This is a genomic window from Antiquaquibacter soli (assembly GCF_030580675.1).
GTDB lineage: Bacteria > Actinomycetota > Actinomycetes > Actinomycetales > Microbacteriaceae > Rhodoglobus > Rhodoglobus soli.
Window position 1 is genome coordinate 1,925,411 of sequence record NZ_JAUQUB010000001.1, and the last position, 15,806, is coordinate 1,941,216.

15 protein-coding genes are annotated in these 15,806 nt (G+C 70.1%); 3 read left to right on the forward strand and 12 right to left on the reverse strand.

Annotated elements, in window-relative coordinates:
• Nucleotide 1: 1 nt before the first annotated feature.
• A complete protein-coding gene (gene glgB / locus Q5716_RS09550; RefSeq protein WP_305002842.1) occupies nt 2–2,179 on the forward strand; it encodes a 1,4-alpha-glucan branching protein GlgB in 2,178 nt (725 codons plus the stop codon).
• A gap of 12 nt (nt 2,180–2,191) precedes the next feature.
• Here the strand turns inward: glgB and Q5716_RS09555 are convergent, their stop codons facing one another.
• From Q5716_RS09555 to Q5716_RS09565, 3 genes are read right to left on the reverse strand one after another with little or no spacing between them, the layout of a single operon-like run.
• Nucleotides 2,192–2,563 (reverse strand): hypothetical protein, encoded by a 372-nt coding sequence (locus tag Q5716_RS09555; RefSeq protein WP_305002843.1) that lies wholly within the window; start codon nt 2,561–2,563, stop codon nt 2,192–2,194.
• A 12-nt stretch (nt 2,564–2,575) separates the two neighbouring features.
• The gene (locus Q5716_RS09560; RefSeq protein WP_305002844.1) at nt 2,576–3,475 is read right to left on the reverse strand and encodes a co-chaperone YbbN; all 900 of its coding nucleotides are present in this window, start codon (nt 3,473–3,475) and stop codon (nt 2,576–2,578) included.
• Nucleotides 3,472–5,199: a DUF8094 domain-containing protein gene (locus tag Q5716_RS09565; protein ID WP_305002845.1), complete on the reverse strand. Its 1,728-nt coding sequence runs from the start codon at nt 5,197–5,199 to the stop codon at nt 3,472–3,474. Before Q5716_RS09565 ends, Q5716_RS09560 begins: the two co-directional genes overlap by 4 nt.
• 234 nt (nt 5,200–5,433) lie before the next feature.
• Between Q5716_RS09565 and Q5716_RS09570 the strand changes: the two genes are divergently transcribed.
• Nucleotides 5,434–7,518 (forward strand): DivIVA domain-containing protein, encoded by a 2,085-nt coding sequence (locus Q5716_RS09570; RefSeq protein ID WP_305002846.1) that lies wholly within the window; start codon nt 5,434–5,436, stop codon nt 7,516–7,518.
• A gap of 40 nt (nt 7,519–7,558) precedes the next feature.
• Entirely contained in the window at nt 7,559–8,620 is a 1,062-nt protein-coding gene (locus Q5716_RS09575) for an AI-2E family transporter (protein WP_305002847.1), read from the forward strand.
• A gap of 3 nt (nt 8,621–8,623) precedes the next feature.
• On the opposite strand, the gene Q5716_RS09580 is transcribed toward Q5716_RS09575, so the two are convergent.
• The 9 genes from Q5716_RS09580 to pyrH all read right to left on the reverse strand — a co-directional run bounded on the left by Q5716_RS09580 (nt 8,624) and on the right by pyrH (nt 15,730).
• Entirely contained in the window at nt 8,624–9,340 is a 717-nt protein-coding gene (locus Q5716_RS09580; protein ID WP_305002848.1) for an alpha/beta hydrolase, read from the reverse strand.
• A 7-nt stretch (nt 9,341–9,347) separates the two neighbouring features.
• Nucleotides 9,348–9,647: an Rv1322 family protein gene (locus tag Q5716_RS09585; protein ID WP_305002849.1), complete on the reverse strand. Its 300-nt coding sequence runs from the start codon at nt 9,645–9,647 to the stop codon at nt 9,348–9,350.
• A gap of 13 nt (nt 9,648–9,660) precedes the next feature.
• On the reverse strand, nt 9,661–11,391 hold the full coding sequence (locus Q5716_RS09590) for a cation:proton antiporter (protein WP_305002850.1): 1,731 nt from the start codon (nt 11,389–11,391) through the stop codon (nt 9,661–9,663).
• Nucleotides 11,392–11,414: 23 nt separating this feature from the next.
• Nucleotides 11,415–12,056: an aggregation-promoting factor C-terminal-like domain-containing protein gene (locus Q5716_RS09595; RefSeq protein ID WP_305002851.1), complete on the reverse strand. Its 642-nt coding sequence runs from the start codon at nt 12,054–12,056 to the stop codon at nt 11,415–11,417.
• 47 nt (nt 12,057–12,103) lie between these two features.
• Nucleotides 12,104–12,655 carry a DivIVA domain-containing protein gene (locus tag Q5716_RS09600; RefSeq protein ID WP_305002852.1) on the reverse strand — a complete coding sequence of 184 codons (552 nt, stop codon included), beginning with the start codon at nt 12,653–12,655 and terminating at the stop codon, nt 12,104–12,106.
• Nucleotides 12,656–12,669: 14 nt separating this feature from the next.
• Nucleotides 12,670–13,545: a phosphatidate cytidylyltransferase gene (locus tag Q5716_RS09605; protein ID WP_305002853.1), complete on the reverse strand. Its 876-nt coding sequence runs from the start codon at nt 13,543–13,545 to the stop codon at nt 12,670–12,672.
• Nucleotides 13,545–14,096 carry a ribosome recycling factor gene (frr, locus tag Q5716_RS09610; RefSeq protein ID WP_305002854.1) on the reverse strand — a complete coding sequence of 184 codons (552 nt, stop codon included), beginning with the start codon at nt 14,094–14,096 and terminating at the stop codon, nt 13,545–13,547. The genes Q5716_RS09605 and frr overlap by 1 nt, the downstream gene beginning before the upstream one ends.
• A gap of 62 nt (nt 14,097–14,158) precedes the next feature.
• Nucleotides 14,159–15,013, reverse strand: a complete 855-nt coding sequence (locus tag Q5716_RS09615) for a DMT family transporter (RefSeq protein ID WP_305002855.1) — start codon at nt 15,011–15,013, stop codon at nt 14,159–14,161.
• Nucleotides 15,014–15,730: a UMP kinase gene (gene pyrH / locus Q5716_RS09620; RefSeq protein ID WP_305002856.1), complete on the reverse strand. Its 717-nt coding sequence runs from the start codon at nt 15,728–15,730 to the stop codon at nt 15,014–15,016.
• Nucleotides 15,731–15,806: the final 76 nt, after the last annotated feature.

The window sequence follows — 15,806 nt, forward strand, 5'->3', positions numbered from 1 at the left end:
GATGCCCGCCAAGAAGACCGTCGCCCTGCCCAAGCTCCACCCCGATCACATCGCCTCCCTCGTGGCCGGCTCCCACCCGCAGCCGCACTCCGCGCTCGGGCAGCACGAGGTCGACGGCGGCTGGGTGGTGCGCGTCGTGCGACCGCTCGCCGAGACGGTCACCCTCGTGCGGGCGGACGGCACCCGCATCCCGCTCGAGCACGTCGACGCCGGCCTGTGGCACGGCTTCGCCCCGGGAGCGGGTCAGGCGTACACCGTCGAGACGACCTACGACAACGGACCCGCCTGGACGGCCGACGACCCGTACCGCTTCGTTCCCTCGGTCGGCGAGGTCGACCTGTACCTGTGGGGCGAAGGCAGGCACGAGCAGCTCTGGCACGTGCTCGGCGCGCACTACCGGCCGCACGAGGACGTCGTCGGCACGTCGTTCTCCGTGTGGGCACCGCACGCCCGGGCGGTGCGGGTGATCGGCGACTTCAACGGCTGGAACGGCGTCGGGCACGCGATGCGCCGCCTCGACGACAACGGCGTGTGGGAGCTCTTCATCCCCGGCCTCGAGCCGGGCACGGCCTACAAGTTCGAGTTGCTCACCGCGTCCGGCGACTGGGTGAAGCGCGCCGACCCGATGGCGCGCTACACGGAGGTGCCGCCCGCGACCGCGTCCAAGGTCGGCCAATCGCTGTTCCAGTGGAGCGACGGCGACTGGATGACCCGGCGCGCGCAGTCCGACCCGCACAACGGCGCCATGAGCGTCTACGAGCTGCACGTCGGCTCCTGGCGGCCCGGACTCGACTACCGGTCCCTCGCCGACGAGCTCATCGCCTACGTCGAGCAGACGGGGTTCACGCACGTCGAGTTCATGCCGCTGGCCGAGCATCCGTTCGGCGGGTCGTGGGGCTACCAGGTGACCGGCTACTACGCGCCGACGAGCCGCTTCGGCCACCCCGACGACCTCAAGTACCTCATCGACCGGCTGCACACCGCCGGCATCGGCGTGCTCATGGACTGGGTACCGGGCCACTTCCCGAAGGACGAGTGGGCGCTCGCCCGCTTCGACGGTCAACCGCTCTACGAGCACTCCGATCCGCGGCGCGGCGAGCAGATGGACTGGGGCACCTACATCTTCGACTTCGGCCAGTCGCAGGTGCGCAACTTCCTCGTGGCCAACGCGCTCTACTGGCTGGAGGAGTTCCACATCGACGGACTCCGGGTCGACGCCGTGGCATCCATGCTTTACCTCGACTACTCGCGAAAAGAGGGCGAGTGGCTGCCCAACAAGTACGGCGGACGGGAGAACCTCGAGGCGATCAGCTTCCTCCAGGAGGTCAACGCGACCGCCTACAAGCGCAACCCCGGCATCGTGATGATCGCCGAGGAGTCGACGAGCTGGCCGGGCGTCACGAAGCCGACCGCGTCGTCCGGTCTCGGCTTCGGCATCAAATGGAACATGGGCTGGATGCACGACTCCCTGCAGTACATGCAGGAGGACCCGATGTACCGCTCGTACCACCACAACGACATCACCTTCTCGTTCTTCTACGCGTTCAGCGAGAACTTCATGCTGCCGATCAGCCACGACGAGGTCGTGCACGGCAAGGGCTCGCTGCTGCACAAGATGCCGGGCGACCAGTGGCAGAAGCTCGCGAACGTTCGCGTGTACCTGTCGTTCATGTGGGCGCACCCCGGCAAGCAGCTGCTCTTCATGGGCAGCGAGTTCGGGCAGCCGTCGGAGTGGAGCGAGGAGCGCGGTCTCGACTGGTGGATCCTCGACCAGCCCGTTCATCAGGGGCTGCAGAGGCTCGTCGGCGAGCTCAACCGCGTCTACCGCGAGAGCCCGGCGCTCTGGGAGCAAGACAACTCGGAAGCCGGGTTCGAGTGGATCGACGGCGGCAACTCTGCCCAGAACGTGCTCGCGTTCGTGCGCTGGTCGCGCTCCGGTGAGCCCCTCGTCGGCCTGTTCAACTTCAGCGGCAACCCCGTCGGACCGTATCGGATCGGCCTGCCGTTCGCCGGGCAGTGGCGCGAGGTCATCAATACCGACGCGGCCGAGTTCGGCGGCTCCGGGGTGGGCAACTACGGCTCGGTGACCGCGTCGGAGGAGCCGTGGGGCGGCCGCCCCGCGTCCGTCGAGCTCACGTTGCCGCCGCTCGGCGGGCTGTGGCTGGCGCCCGCGCGCTGACGCGCTGACGGGCTAACGCTCGCGCGGGAGACGGATGCTCTGCAGCATCCCGCGCAGCAACGAGCGCCGACCGGGCTGCTCGGGTGCCACATCCGCCGTGCGCAGCACCTGCAGGGTGCGTCCGTCGCGCAGCTCGAAGCCGGGGAAGTCGAAGATGGTCGAGTAGCCGGCGGCGCGCTCCAGGTCGGATGCCCGCCCCACGCGCAGCGCGAGAACCACCGAGGTCGCGAACAGCGCGAGCATGACGGCCGCCGAGACGGCCGCCCCGACGAGTACCCCGGCGACGGAGAACACCCCCAGCCCGATGAGGCCCGCCACTCCCCCGAGCTGGGCGAGTCGGGCCCGCAGATCCCACTGCCAGGCGGTGGGGCGCACGGCGGTCATCCTGCGGTCGTCTCAGTACAGCAGGAGGGTGAGGCGGCGACGGGCGGCGACCACGCGCGGGTCCTCGCCGCCCGCGATCTCGAAGTACTCGAGCAGCCGCGCGCGGATCGCGTCCTTGCCCGCCGCGTCGAGGCTCGGGAACAGGTCGAGGAGTCGCCCGAAGGCGTCCTCGAGGTGGCCGCCCGAGACGTCGAGGTCCGCGACGGCGAGCTGGGCATCCACGTCGCCCGGCTTCTCGGCGGCGGCACTGCGCACGTCGGCGGCGACGGCTCCATCGAGACGGGACAGGAGCGACACCTGGGCGAGACCGGCGACGGCGAGGTGGTCGCGCGGGTTCTGCGCGATCGCGGTCTCGTACGCCTTGATGGCCCGCGGGAAGTCGCCCTCGGTGATGGCGTCGTACGCCTCCTGGTGAAGCGGCGGCAGCGGCTCCTCGACGGGCTCGGCGGGCTCCGCGCCATCGGCGGGGATGCTCCCCGTGACGCCCTGCTGGGCGGCGAGCTGCAGCAGCTGGTCGAATACCGACCGCACGTCCTCCGCGGAGGGCACCCCCGCGAAGAGCTGGATCGGGCGGCCCCCGATGACCGCCGCGACCGTCGGCACCTCGGTGACCTGGAAGGCCTGAACGAGCTGCGGGTTGGTGGGCGCGTCGACGGTGGCGAGGGCGATGCGACCGGCGTACTCGCCGATGAGGGCGGAAAGCGAGGAGCCGATACCCTGCCCGATGAACTCGACGACGACGGGGACGCTCGCCGACAGGTCGAGGATCTGCGTGAACGTTGCGTCCGACGCTTCCCTGACGAGCCCGCCCGACGGTGCGGGCGCTCCCTGCGGCGGGGCCGGCGGCCGAACGAGGGAGGACAGGTCGACGGCGCCGCGAAGGTTCGCGCCGCTCAGGGGGGCGTTGGTCATCCGATCTCCGTTGCCGTGACGAGGCCCGTGCTGTAGCCGAGCAGGATTATCTTGCCATCGCTGCCCGCGGGGGGAACGTAGAACAGGAGCTGGTCGCTGTAGGTCGCGACGACTCCCTTCTGCGACACCGCGATGCCCGACAGCGTCTTCACCTGGCCGGTCGGGTTGATGGCAGCGCCCGCCTCGACGGGGGTCACCGTCGTGGCTTCGAGGAGGTTGACGGCGACGATCGCCCCGGCGTCGTTCGTCGCGAGCGCGATCGTGTCGCCCGGACCGGGGCCGTTCGTGAACGCCATCGACGCCGTGGTGGGCAGCGAGCCGCGCAACTGGTTCTTGGCGTCGAGCCCGACGCTCGTGCGCAGTGTGTCGCCCTCTGCCTCGAAGTCCAGGTAGGAGTCCGCGTCGACGTCCTCCATCAGGATCTCGCCGTACGCCTCGGCGAGAGCGCTCGGCGCGGTCGAGAGCAGCCCGGTGTCGGCGGGGAGCCGCGCGGCTCCGACGCTCGCGGGAGCGACGTCGGGCAGCACGGCCGAGGCCTCGAGCGTGATCGCGTACGTGACCTTGTAGTCGGAGCGGGGGTCCGGCTGCTCGAGGATGAGGGCGACCGGGGGGATCGTCGCATCCTTGTCGTCCTGGATGACAGCGAGCACCGTCCGCGGCCACGTGTCCGTCTGCTGTGGGAGCGTGAGCCGCACCGGGCCCTCGGGGATGGCGGGAAGGGCGGCGGCGGCCGGGTCGAGACCACGGATCGTGTAGTTCGCGAGGCGCAGCTCCAGCGCGGGCCCGTCGAAGCGGGTCTTGAGGAGCTCCGCGTCGCGGTTCGCGTCGGCCTCGGCCGTCACCGCGCTGATGCGGGCGACGATCCGCTCGACCTGGCGCACGGTCACGGCGGGCGGCTTCAGTTCTGACCCGGCAGGCACGGATGCACTGGGCTCGGGTGTCGGCCCGGTGCCCCCTCCCGGCCAGAATTCCGGGGAGCAGCCCGACAGGGCGAGGAGGCTCACGAGCGCGATGGGCACGGCGATCATGCCGCGGCGGCGACCGCTCGCCGCGGACTCGACGGGCTTGCGAGCGGGCTTGTACACGGGCTTCTTCGGAACCTTCGGCATCTTGCGGCGGGGACCGCGCGTGGAGCGCATGTGGTGGATGGCCCAGATCAGGAATCCGATTCCGACGAGCAGCACGATCGCACCGCCGACGATGAGGGGGCCCGCCCACGGCGTGGAGTTGTCGATGGGCCACGCGATGGCGATGTCCGCGGGGGCGGGCTCGACGCCGTCGGAGGCGATGAGGAAGGAGATGTTGTCCGGCACATTGACCGTCAGGGTGAGGTCCTCGTCCTTGACGTAGTCGTCGAGCCAGAGGTCGGAGCCGTTGGGGTCCGGCACTTCGGTCTCGGTCCCGGTGACCGTCTCGCTCACCAGCTCGCCGGTCTCCGGGTCGCGCGACACGGCCGTGTACGTGGTGTCGCCGATCCACGCGAGCACATCGCTCGTGCGGCCGTACGCAGCGAAGACCTCGCCGGATCCGGACACGGTGAGCGTCTGGCTGCCCTCGAACGCGTTGAGGGTGGCACCGTCGATGACGGTCACCGTGGCATCCGAGTCCACCGTCGTGGACAGGGTCACCCGGTCGGGTTCCGCGAGGATGGTGCGCTGAGCGACGCCGAAGCCGATCATGAGGGCGGCGACGACGAAAGCGACGATCGCGAGTACGAACCGCACGGACTACTCCTTTCGTGCCACCTGGCCGGAGAACTCGGGTTCAGCACCCTCCGCCGCGAAGCGCGCGGCCGCTCGTTCTGACGAGGGGAAGGCCTCCCGGGAACGCCCGGGAGAGGCAGCAACAAAGACAATCAAGAATAGCCGAACGGCCCTCGACGACGGTAACGGAGGCACTGGGAAGTGCCTGGGAAAGCTACACTCGACTGATCCCCCTCGTTCGATCCAAGGAGAGCCATGGCCGCCGGCGACACCGAATTCGGCACCGAGATGCGGGGCTACCGCAAGGATGAGGTCGACGCGGCGATCCAGGAGCTTCGGCGGGAGCTCATCAAGGCGAACGCCGACCGAGCGGATGCGGCCAAGGAGGTCAAGCGCCTGCTCGCGGTCAACGAAGACCTGCAGGCCGAGCTCGACGAGACCGGCAGCCCCACCTACAGCGGGCTCGGCACGAAGCTCGAGAACACGCTGCGCGTCGCGGAGGAGCAGTCGACTCGGCTCATCGCGCAGGCCGACATCGACGCGGAGAAGCTGCGGCAGTCCGTCACCGCCGAGGTGCAGAAGCTGCGCGCGGATGCCGCAGAGGAGTCGCAGCGGCTGCTCGATGAGGCGAGCGCCCGGGCATCCAAGGCTCTCGCCGACGCGAAGTCGGAGTCCGACTCCCTGCTCGCGCGCGCTCGCGCCGAGGCGGAGACCCTGAACCAGGATGCCCTGCGCGAGGCCGCGGCCGTGCGCGGCGCCGCCTCCACCGAGGCCGCCGAGGCCCGAGCTACCGCGAAGCGCGAGGCCGCCGCCCTCCGGGCCGACGCCGAGCGCGAGGCCGCGGAGCTGCGTGAGGCCGCGTCGCGCGAGGCGACGGCAGCCCGTGAGGCCGCCGCCGAGCTCGCCCGCGACTCGGAGCTCGGCCGCGCGACCTTCGAGAACGAGAACGCCCGACTGCGCGCCGACCTCGCTCGCGACCTCGAGCAGGGCCGCACGGATCTTGCGCGCGAGCTCGCCACCGGTCGCGCCGAGCTCGAGGCGGAGACCGCTGCGGCGCGCACGAAACTCGCCAACGACACCGCCGCCGCGCAGGAGAAGCTCGCCAACGACACTGCCGCCGCGCAGGAGAAGCTCCGCGTCGACACCGAGGCGGCTCGAGCCGCCCTCGAAGCGGACACCGCCGCAGCTCGGGCCGCCCTGGAGACCGAGACCACCGAGGCCCGAGCGACTCTCGAGGCCGAGGCGCGCAACACGCGCGCCCAGCTCGAGTCCGAGGCCCGTCGCACCCGCGCGGAGCTCGAAGCCGAGGTCACCGCGACCCGCACCGCGCTCGAGAACGAGGTGTCGTCCACGAAGGCGGCCCTCGAGAACGAGGTGTCCTCCACGAAGGCCGCGCTCGAGGCCGAGGTGTCCTCCACCAGGGCGGCGCTCGAGGCCGAGGTGTCTACGGCGCGCACGGCGGCCGAGACCGAGATCTCCGCGGCGCGGGCCGCTCTGGAGGCGGACACGGCATCCGCGCGATCGGCCCTCGACGCCGAGCTCACGACCGCGCGCGCCGAGCTGGAGGCCGAGACCGCCGCGACCCGGCAGGCTCTCGAGTCCGAGACGACCGCGGCGCGCAATGACCTCGAGGCGCAGACGGCGGCTGCGCAAGCGGCGCTCAACGCCGACATGGCCGAGCGCTCGGCCGCCCTCGCCGCAGAGATCAAGCAGAAGCGTGCCGCCCTCGACAAGGAGGTCTCGGAGGCGCGGGCGAAGCTCGCGCACGACATCGAGAAGCAGACCACGGACCTCGCCCGCGACATCGAGCGTCAGCGCGCCGAGCTCGCGAGCGAGACGGAGTCGACGCGGGCCGCGCTTGCCCACCAGTCGGACGAGACACGCTCCCGACTCGAGCGCGAGGCCGAGCAGGCTCGCACCGCTCTCGAACTGGAGCTCGCGACGCGACGGGACGAGGCCGAGAAAGCCTTCCTCGCCGCCCAGCAGGAGGCCACCTCGCAGACGCAGGCATTCCTCGCCGAGGCCCAGGCGCAGCTCGCGGAGGCCACCCAGCGCGCGGCTGACAAGCGCCGCGAGGCCGAGCGACTCGAGGCCGAGTCGACCGCCGCAGCGCGAGCCGTCCGCGAGGAGGCCGACGCCCACGCCCGCGAGGTGGTCGAGTCGGCGCAGGCGCGCGCGAAGTCGATCGTGGAGAGCGCGGAGAAGCGCCACGCCGAGCTCATCGCCGACGCCGAGGAGCGGCTCGCGAAGATCCGCATCGAGCGCGAGACCGTCGCCGGCTACTTCGAGAACCTGCGCGGCGTGCTGTCGCAGGCGGAAAAGGTCGCCTCGGAGCAGTAATCTGCACTGACCAGCGTTTCGACGACCCCGAAGGACCCGTGTGAAGATCCAGAACGCATTCCGTGTGGGGCTCCTCGGCGGGCTCGGCGTGCTCGTGGCCGTCGGCATCGGCGCGACCGTGGCATCCCTCGCCACGATCCTCACCTACGTCGGCGCCGCGCTGTTCCTCGCGCTCGGCCTCGACCCCGTGGTGAGCTGGCTCGAGCGCCACAAGTTCCCGCGGCCGCTCGCCATCGTGACTGTCCTGGTGGGCGTGCTCGCCGTCTTCGCGGGCCTCATCTTCGCGATCGTGCCGGTCATCATCGACCAGGTGCAGACGGCGACCAAGACGATCCCGAGGTTCATCGACTCGTTCTTCGACGGGACGGCGCGCAAGTTCATCGAGGACACGTTCCCGTGGATCAACGTGCAGGACATGCTCGACGGCATCCAGGACTGGCTGGGCACCCTCGACTGGACGCAGGTCGGCGGCGGCGTGCTGACGGTCGGCATCGGCATCGCGACCGGGGCGACGGGCGCGGTGATCGTGCTCATCCTCACGATCTACTTCGTGTCGTCGCTGTCGAGCCTCAAGCGCGGCATCTACCGCCTGGTGCCCGCATCGAAGCGGCCCACGTTCATCGATCTCGCCGAACAGGTCTCCAAGGCCGTCGGTCGGTTCGTGAGCGGACAGGTGCTCCTGGCCCTGTGCAACGGGGTGCTCTCGTTCCTCGTGCTCACGGTGATCCTGCCGTGGTTCGGCGTCCAGATCTCCTACTCGGCCCTGCTCGCGTTCATCGCCTTCCTCGGGTCGCTCATCCCGCTCGTCGGCACCATCTCGGGGTCGGTCGTCATCACCCTGCTCGTGCTGCTGTTCGACGGCTCGCCCGCGTGGTTCATCGTCGGCATCTACTACCTCGTCTACATGCAGCTCGAGGCCTACGTGCTCAACCCGCGGATCATGGCCCAGGCCGTGAAGGTGCCGGGCGCGGTGGTCGTGATCGCCGCACTCGCGGGAGGCACGCTGCTGGGCATCCTCGGCGCACTCATCGCGATCCCGGTGGCTGCCGCGATCATGCTCGTCATCGACCAGGTCTTCGTGCCGCGGCAGGAAGAGCTGTAGCGGCTACTCGTCCCACGTTCGCGGCAGGGGCAGGACCCCGGGGTTCAGCCGCGCCACGATCTCCGTGAGCACACGGTAGGTCTGCTCCTCCCCCACCCACAGGTGCTTGCCGCCTTCCACGGCGACGAACTCGAGGTCCGGAACGCTCGCGAAGCGCTCGCGCGCCTCGCCGGGACGCAAGTAGTCGTCGAGCTCGGGGATGACGGCCACGAGCCGCTTGCCGCTTCCCGCCCACGCGGCGACCTCCTCGGGCGATGTCCTGTGCAGCGGCGGCGAGAGCAGGATGGCGCCGACGATGGGATGCGCGAGCCCCCACTTGAGCGTGACCTCCGTGCCGAACGACCACCCCACGAGCCACGGGTTCGGCAGGCCGCGGTCGGCGACGAAGTCCATCGCTGCCGCGAGGTCGTGCTGCTCGTCGACGCCGTGCCCGAACTGCCCCTGAGAGGTGCCGCGCGGGGAGGTGACCCCCCGGAAGTTGAAGCGCAGCACCGCGATGTCCGCGAGGGCGGGCAGCCGCGCGGCCGCCTTGCGCAGGATGTGCGAGTCCATGAAGCCGCCTGCGGTGGGCAGCGGATGCAGGGCCACGATCGTCGCGACGGGGTCTGCGGCCTCGGGCAGCGCGAGCTCCCCCACGAGAGTCAGCCCGTCGGCGGTGTGCAGCTCGATGTCTTCGCGCCGGGCGGGCAGCTCGGTCGCGCCGCGGATCTCGATCGTCATAGGGCTCCTAGGTCCTGATCTTCCAGCAGTGCACATGCCAGTGCCGACGCGCGGCCAGGTCGTCGGCCTCGCCGAACAACCCGTCGGCGCGCCACGCCACGAGGTGGGCGAGTCCGGGCTCGATCTCGAGTCCGCAGCCCGGACAGGTGTACACCTTGACCGCACTCGCGGCCGTGAGGGGCTGCACGTTCCAGAGCCCGTCGCGCTTGCTCTCGGTGTGCAGGCGACCCTGGAGCGCCCTCGCGAGATCGAGCTCGGGAACCTCGTCCCGGTCCCGACGTCCGCGGGGTCGGTTCGAGCGGGGCATGCCTCCAGCCTACTCAGGCCGAGTCGTCGAACTGCTCGAGCCGGGCCTCCTCGAGGTCGAGCATCACCTGCGCGCGCGAGAGGATGCGAGAGGAGTAGCTACCCGCTGAGCGCGCCTCGAGCAGTGCCTCCCGCTCGGCGTCGAGCACGGCGCGGCGGAGCTCTCGGTACCGGTGCTGGGGCGAGCGGGCGAGCCTCTCCGCGTCGCCTTCATGTTCCACACGCTCCCACGCGGCGGATGCCCCGAGCAGCGTATCGCCACGGACCCGCTCCACTACTTCGGGGTCGATCTCCTCGCCGTCCTCGTCGACGGGCGATTCGAGGACGGCGAGTCCCGCTTCGTTGAGCTCGTCGAGGAGTGAGGCGAACTCCCGGCGGTCGGCAGCCGCATCCGTGCCCTGGATGCCCGTGACGCGGATGAGCCAGGGAAGCGTGCCGCCCTGCAGGAGCAGGGTGACGATCGCCACGGTGAACGCGATGAGCACGAGCTGCGAGCGGTAGGGCGTCGTGTCGGGGAGCGACTGGGCAGCCGCGAGCGTAACCACTCCGCGCATCCCGGACCAGCTCAGGATGACACCGCCACGCCAGCCGAGTCCCTGCGCCCGGAGCTCCTTGAGGTCGTTGTCGCGCCTCTCGAGCCGCTTCTGGGCGCTCTCCACCCGCCGTTGCAGGTGCACGGGCAGCTCCCCCGGTGGGGTGCGCTCCTCGAGCAGCGAGCGGAACCGCTCCTGCTGCTGCGCCGACCTGCGCTCCTGGGAGCGGAGCCAGCCGAGCAGCGGCCCCACGAAGAGGAACCGGAGGACGATGACGAGGGCCGTGACGAGCAGTCCGAGGAGCACCGCCTGTCCCACGCTCAGGTCCTGCTCCTGCACGCTCTCCAGCACGAAGCTGAGTTCGAGCCCCATGAGCAGGAACACCCCGTTCTCGAGGATGAACTGGATGGTGCGCCAGTTGGTCCGCTCGGTCGCGCGCATCTGGGGCGAGAACCGTCGAGCCGCGTGGTGCCCGGAGTAGAGCCCGGCCGCCACGACGGCGATCACGCCGCTCGCCCCCACGTACTCGGCGGGCACGAAGGCGATGAACGGCACAGCGAAGGAGATCGCGGTGTCGAGCAGGGGGTCCCGCAGCTTCGACCGCACCCACACGGTGATGACCCCGACGACCAGGCCGATGGCGATCGCCACGGTCACGGCGAAGGCGAAGTCGCCCAGGGCATCCCAGAAGGTGACGACCCCCGCGGTCGCCGCGATCGCCGATCGCAGCAGCACGAGAGCGGTCGCGTCGTTGACGAGCCCCTCCCCCTCGAGGATCGTCACGAGCCGGGGCGGCAGTCCGAAGCGCTTGGCGACGGCGGTTGCTGCGACAGCGTCGGTCGGACTGATGACAGCGCCGACGGCGATAGCGGCGGGCAGTGACAGAGCCGGAAATACGAGCCAGAGCAGCACGCCGGTGGCGAACGTCGTGCCGATGACGAGCAGCACGCTGAGCGCGCCGATCGACGCGAAGTTGCGCCGGAAATCGACGACGGGCACCGTGATCGCCGACGAGTACAGGATGGGCGGGAGCAATCCCAGCAGGATCACGTCGGCCGGGACCTCGTCCGGCGCGCCCGGCACGAAGCTCAGGCCCGCACCGATGATGATGAGCAGGAGCGGGGCGGCGATGCCGAGCTTCTTGCCGAAGACGCCAGCAGCGACGATCGTCACGAGCCCGATCACCAGGAAAATGGCCAGCTGCAGCTCCATCGCGCCAGCTTAGCGATGACCGGCTAGTACCAGCCCTCGGTCTCGGAGTGCGCCCAGGCTCCGCAGGCCGTGCCGTATCGCCCCACGATGTAGGAGAGGCCCCACTGGATCTGCGTCGCGGGGTTCGTCGCCCAGTCCGCGCCCGCCGACGCCATCTTGTCACCGGGAAGCGCCTGCGGGATGCCGTACGCCCCGCTCGAGGCGTTGTGCGCGTACACGTTCCAGCCCGACTCGCGGTTCCACAGGGCGACGAGGCAGTCATACTCGTTCGCTCCCCAGCCCATGCCCGTGATCATCTGCAGGGCGATCGCCTGGGCCGTGCCGGGATCGGGAACTCCCGCGGCCGGAGCGGCGGACACCACCGGGGCCACGACGACCTCGCTCGTTTCGAACGCGTCACGCGCGGCGGAATGCGAGTACTCGCCCGCTACCGTCAACTGCTGCACGTCACCCACGAGCGGCTCACCGGGGGCCACCGGGTACAGCGTCGCCGCCGTCGCACCGGACGTGTACGGAGTGAGGATGCCCGACAGCACGAGTGCCGAGCTCGCGAACACGGCGAACAGCGGAAGAGACCACGGCGTGCGCACATGGCGCCCCGTGACATCCCCGCCGGCGCTCTTTCGCTCCGCGCGGAGAACGCTCAGTCTCTCGTGTCTCCCCACAGTTGCACGATTTTAGCCGAACAAAGCTGCACAGCGGCAGTGAGGGGCTAGCGAACCGCCAGCATCACGTCGATGACCGCGTCGAGCAGCAGGTCGACCTGGAGCTCGGAGTAGCCGCGCTTCTTCGTCTTGAACACGACGGTGCGCACCTGGTCGACACTCATCGGCTTGCCGTGCTGGAAGTAGCCGACGAGTCGGTCCGCAAAGGCGTCGACCGCCTTGGGGTCGTAGCCGTCGGTAAAGATGCCGGTGCGGTTGAAGCGCTGGCCCTTCGGCCGGGCGAGCCTGTTGAGGATCTCCTGGGCCGAGGCGCGCGCGTTCGCGTACCACGCGGCGTCCCCGACCTCGGCGAAGGCCCGCTCCCGCTCCCGGGCCGCGAAGGCGTCCTCGAGGCGCTCGAGCGCGGCGTCCACGTGCGTGGTCGAGTACCCGCCCCTCTGCATGCTGAAGGCCGTCGTGCGGATGGACTCCGCGGTGACGACGCTCAGCCCCCCGCGATCGGAGGTGTACGCCCGTCGAGCCTCCTCGAGGAAGTCCTCGACCTGGTCGATGTTGTACCCCGGTCGCGACTTGCGGGTGCGCGGGAAGGTTGTGCTCACCGCTCTATTGTGCCCTAGGTGAAGATGAGAAAGAGCGCAAAGGCCGCCGCGCCCGACAGCAGCGACGAGTCGACCCGGTCGAGGAAGCCGCCGTGACCCGGGAGCCAGGTACTGATGTCCTTGATGCCGAGGTCGCGCTTGATGAGCGACTCGGCAAGGTCGCCGATCGTCGCGGTGCCCACGAGGACCACCCCGAGGACGATGCCGACCCACCAGGGCTGCTGCAGCATGAAGAGCGCGAGCAGGACGCCCGCCACGATCGCCACGACGACGGAGCCGGCGAAGCCCTCCCAGGTCTTACCGGGGCTGATGATGGGCGCCATCTTGTGTCGGCCGAAGGCGAGGCCGCTCGCGTAGGCGCCGGTGTCGACGGCGACGACCACGATGAGGAAGGCCAGCGTCCACCACTGGCCGCCGTCCTGGGCGGTCAGGAGCACGGTGTAGCCGCCCATGAAGGCGACGTACGCCATGATGAATGCGCCCGCCCCGATGTCCTTGAGGAGGTCGAGACCGGAGACGCGGTGACTCGGCCGAACGAGTTCGACGAGTCGCCAGACGGCGATCGCCGCGATGCCGGCGAGCGTCACGAGCCAGTGGCCGGTCGCCCCCCAGTAGAACGCCGCGGGCACGACCGCGAGCCCGGCGACGACCGTGGGCAGTCGCGGCACGTCCCGCCCCGCGAACCGCAGGGCGCTCGCGAGCTCGAACGACGTGAAGCCGATGAGTGCCGCCGCGAAGAGCATGTAGAGCTCTTTGACGACGATGAGGCTGACGAGCAGCGATCCCCCGAGCACGAGGCCCACGATGATCGCCCGCACGAGGGGTCGACCGGACCGCGCGTTGATCTTGTCGTTCGTCGCGCGGACCTGGGCTTCGAAGTCGGAGACCATCAGACCTCGAGCAGCTCGGCTTCCTTGCGCTTGAGGGCCTCGTCGATCGCCTCGACGTGGGACTTCGTGATCGACTCGAGCTCCTTCTCGGCGCGAGCGATCTCGTCCTCCCCGACCTCCTTGAGAGCGTCGAGGTCGTCCTTCGCCTTGCGACGGATGTTGCGCAGCGCGACGCGGGACTGCTCGGCCTTGTCGCGCACGATCTTGACGAACTCCTTACGACGGTCCTCGGTGAGCTCCGGGAGCGTCGCGCGGATGATCGAGCCGTCGTTGCCGACGTTGGCGCCCAGGTTCGGCGCGCTGACGATGGCCTTCTCGATCTCCTTCAGCGCGCTCTTGTCGAACGGCGTGATCACGAGCGTGCGCGCCTCCTGGTTGACCATCGAGGCGAGCTGACCGAGCGGCGTCGGGGTGCCGTAGTAGTCGACGAGCACCTTCTGGAAGAGCGCCGGATTGGCCCGGCCCGTGCGCACGGTCGCGAAGTCGTCCTTGGCGACCTCCACGGCCTTCTGCATCTTCTCTTTGGCTTCGGCCATCACGTCGCTGATCACAGGCAACTCCTTTGTGTCTTCAGCAAGTTTAGTGGCGAGCGCGCTCCCGCCACGACCGCCGCTCAGGCGATCGCGAGCAGGGCGACGCCGCCGATGACGACGAGCGCACCGAGGAGCCGCTGCACGGGGTGCGGCTCCCTGAAGAGCAGCCAGCCCGCGAGCCCCACGAGCACGACGCTCACCTCCCGGGCCGGGGCGATGATCGACACCGGCGCCAGTTGGATCGCGATGAGGATCAGGATGTACGCGAGGGGACCGAGGATGCCGAACAGCAGCACCGCGATCGGGTGCTGCCGAGCCATCCCGACCGTGTCCCGCGGGTGCCGCAGCGCCCACGGCGCGAGCACGACGAGCTGCACCACGACGCTCGCCCAGTAGTACCCGACGGGCGGCAGCGCGTGGACGGTGACGGCGGCCGCGTCCCACAGCGTGTAGACCGCGATGATGACGCCCACCCCGAGCCCATAGAGGATGCCCGCCCGGTTGCCGCGCGCGTGCTCGGCTCCCCCGGCGAGGCCGATGACGACGACCCCCGTCACGACGACGGCGGCACCGACGAGGGCGATCCACCCCGGCCGCTCGCCGAGCAGCACGATCGCGAGCACGACGGCGAGAGCGGGACCCGTTCCGCGGGCGAGCGGGTAGACGACCGAGACATCCCCGAGCCGGTAGCCGCGCTGGAGGACGAAGAAGTAGACGATCTGCAGGATGCCGCTGACGACAGCGAGCGGCAGCCACGTGGCCACCACGGCCCCCGACTCGAGCAGCGAGGCGATGCCGAAGGGCGCGTAGGCGACGGCGCTGACGACGATCCCCGCCCAGATGAAGCCCGGTCCGCTCGCCCCGGTCTTCTTGACCGTGATGTTCCAGGTGGCGTGGGCGATCGCCGCGCCGGCGACCAGAAGGGCGACGAGCACCTAGTTGGAGACGAGGGTGCCGATGCGGTCGCCGCGGATCGCCTTCGTCACGTTGCCCGCGGGCTCCATGCCGAACACGACCATCGGCATCGAGTTATCCATGCACAGGCTGAAGGCCGTCGAGTCGACGACCTTGAGCCCCTGCACGAGCGCCTCCTGGTAGGTGACGTGCTCGAGCTTGGACGCGGAGTCGTCCTTGCGGGGGTCGCCGGTGTAGACGCCGTCGACGCCGTTCTTGGCGACGAGCACGACCTCGGCGTCGATCTCGAGCGCGCGCTGCGCGGCGACCGTGTCGGTGGAGAAGTACGGGAGCCCCGCACCGGCGCCGAAGATCACGACGCGGCCCTTCTCGAGGTGACGCTCCGCGCGCCGCGGGATGTAGGGCTCCGCGACCTGGGTCATCGAGATCGCCGACTGCACGCGGGTGGCGGCTCCGGCCTGCTCGAGGAAGTCCTGGAGGGCGAGGGCGTTCATGACGGTACCGAGCATGCCCATGTAGTCGGCGCGGCCGCGATCCATGCCGCGCTGGCTGAGCTCCGCGCCCCGGAAGAAGTTGCCGCCGCCGACGACGATGGCGACCTCGACCCCCTCGGCGGATGCCGCGGCGATCTCCTTCGCGAGAGCACTGACCACATCGGGGTTGACGCCGAGCGAACCGCCGCCGAACGCCTCTCCCGAGAGCTTCAGCAGTACCCGCCGCTTGCGTCCGTCCGTCATCCGCGTCCCCGTTCCCTCTAGTGCGCTCAGTACAGGGTAGTTCCTCCGGAGCGGGGTCAACGACGAAGGGCCCCGG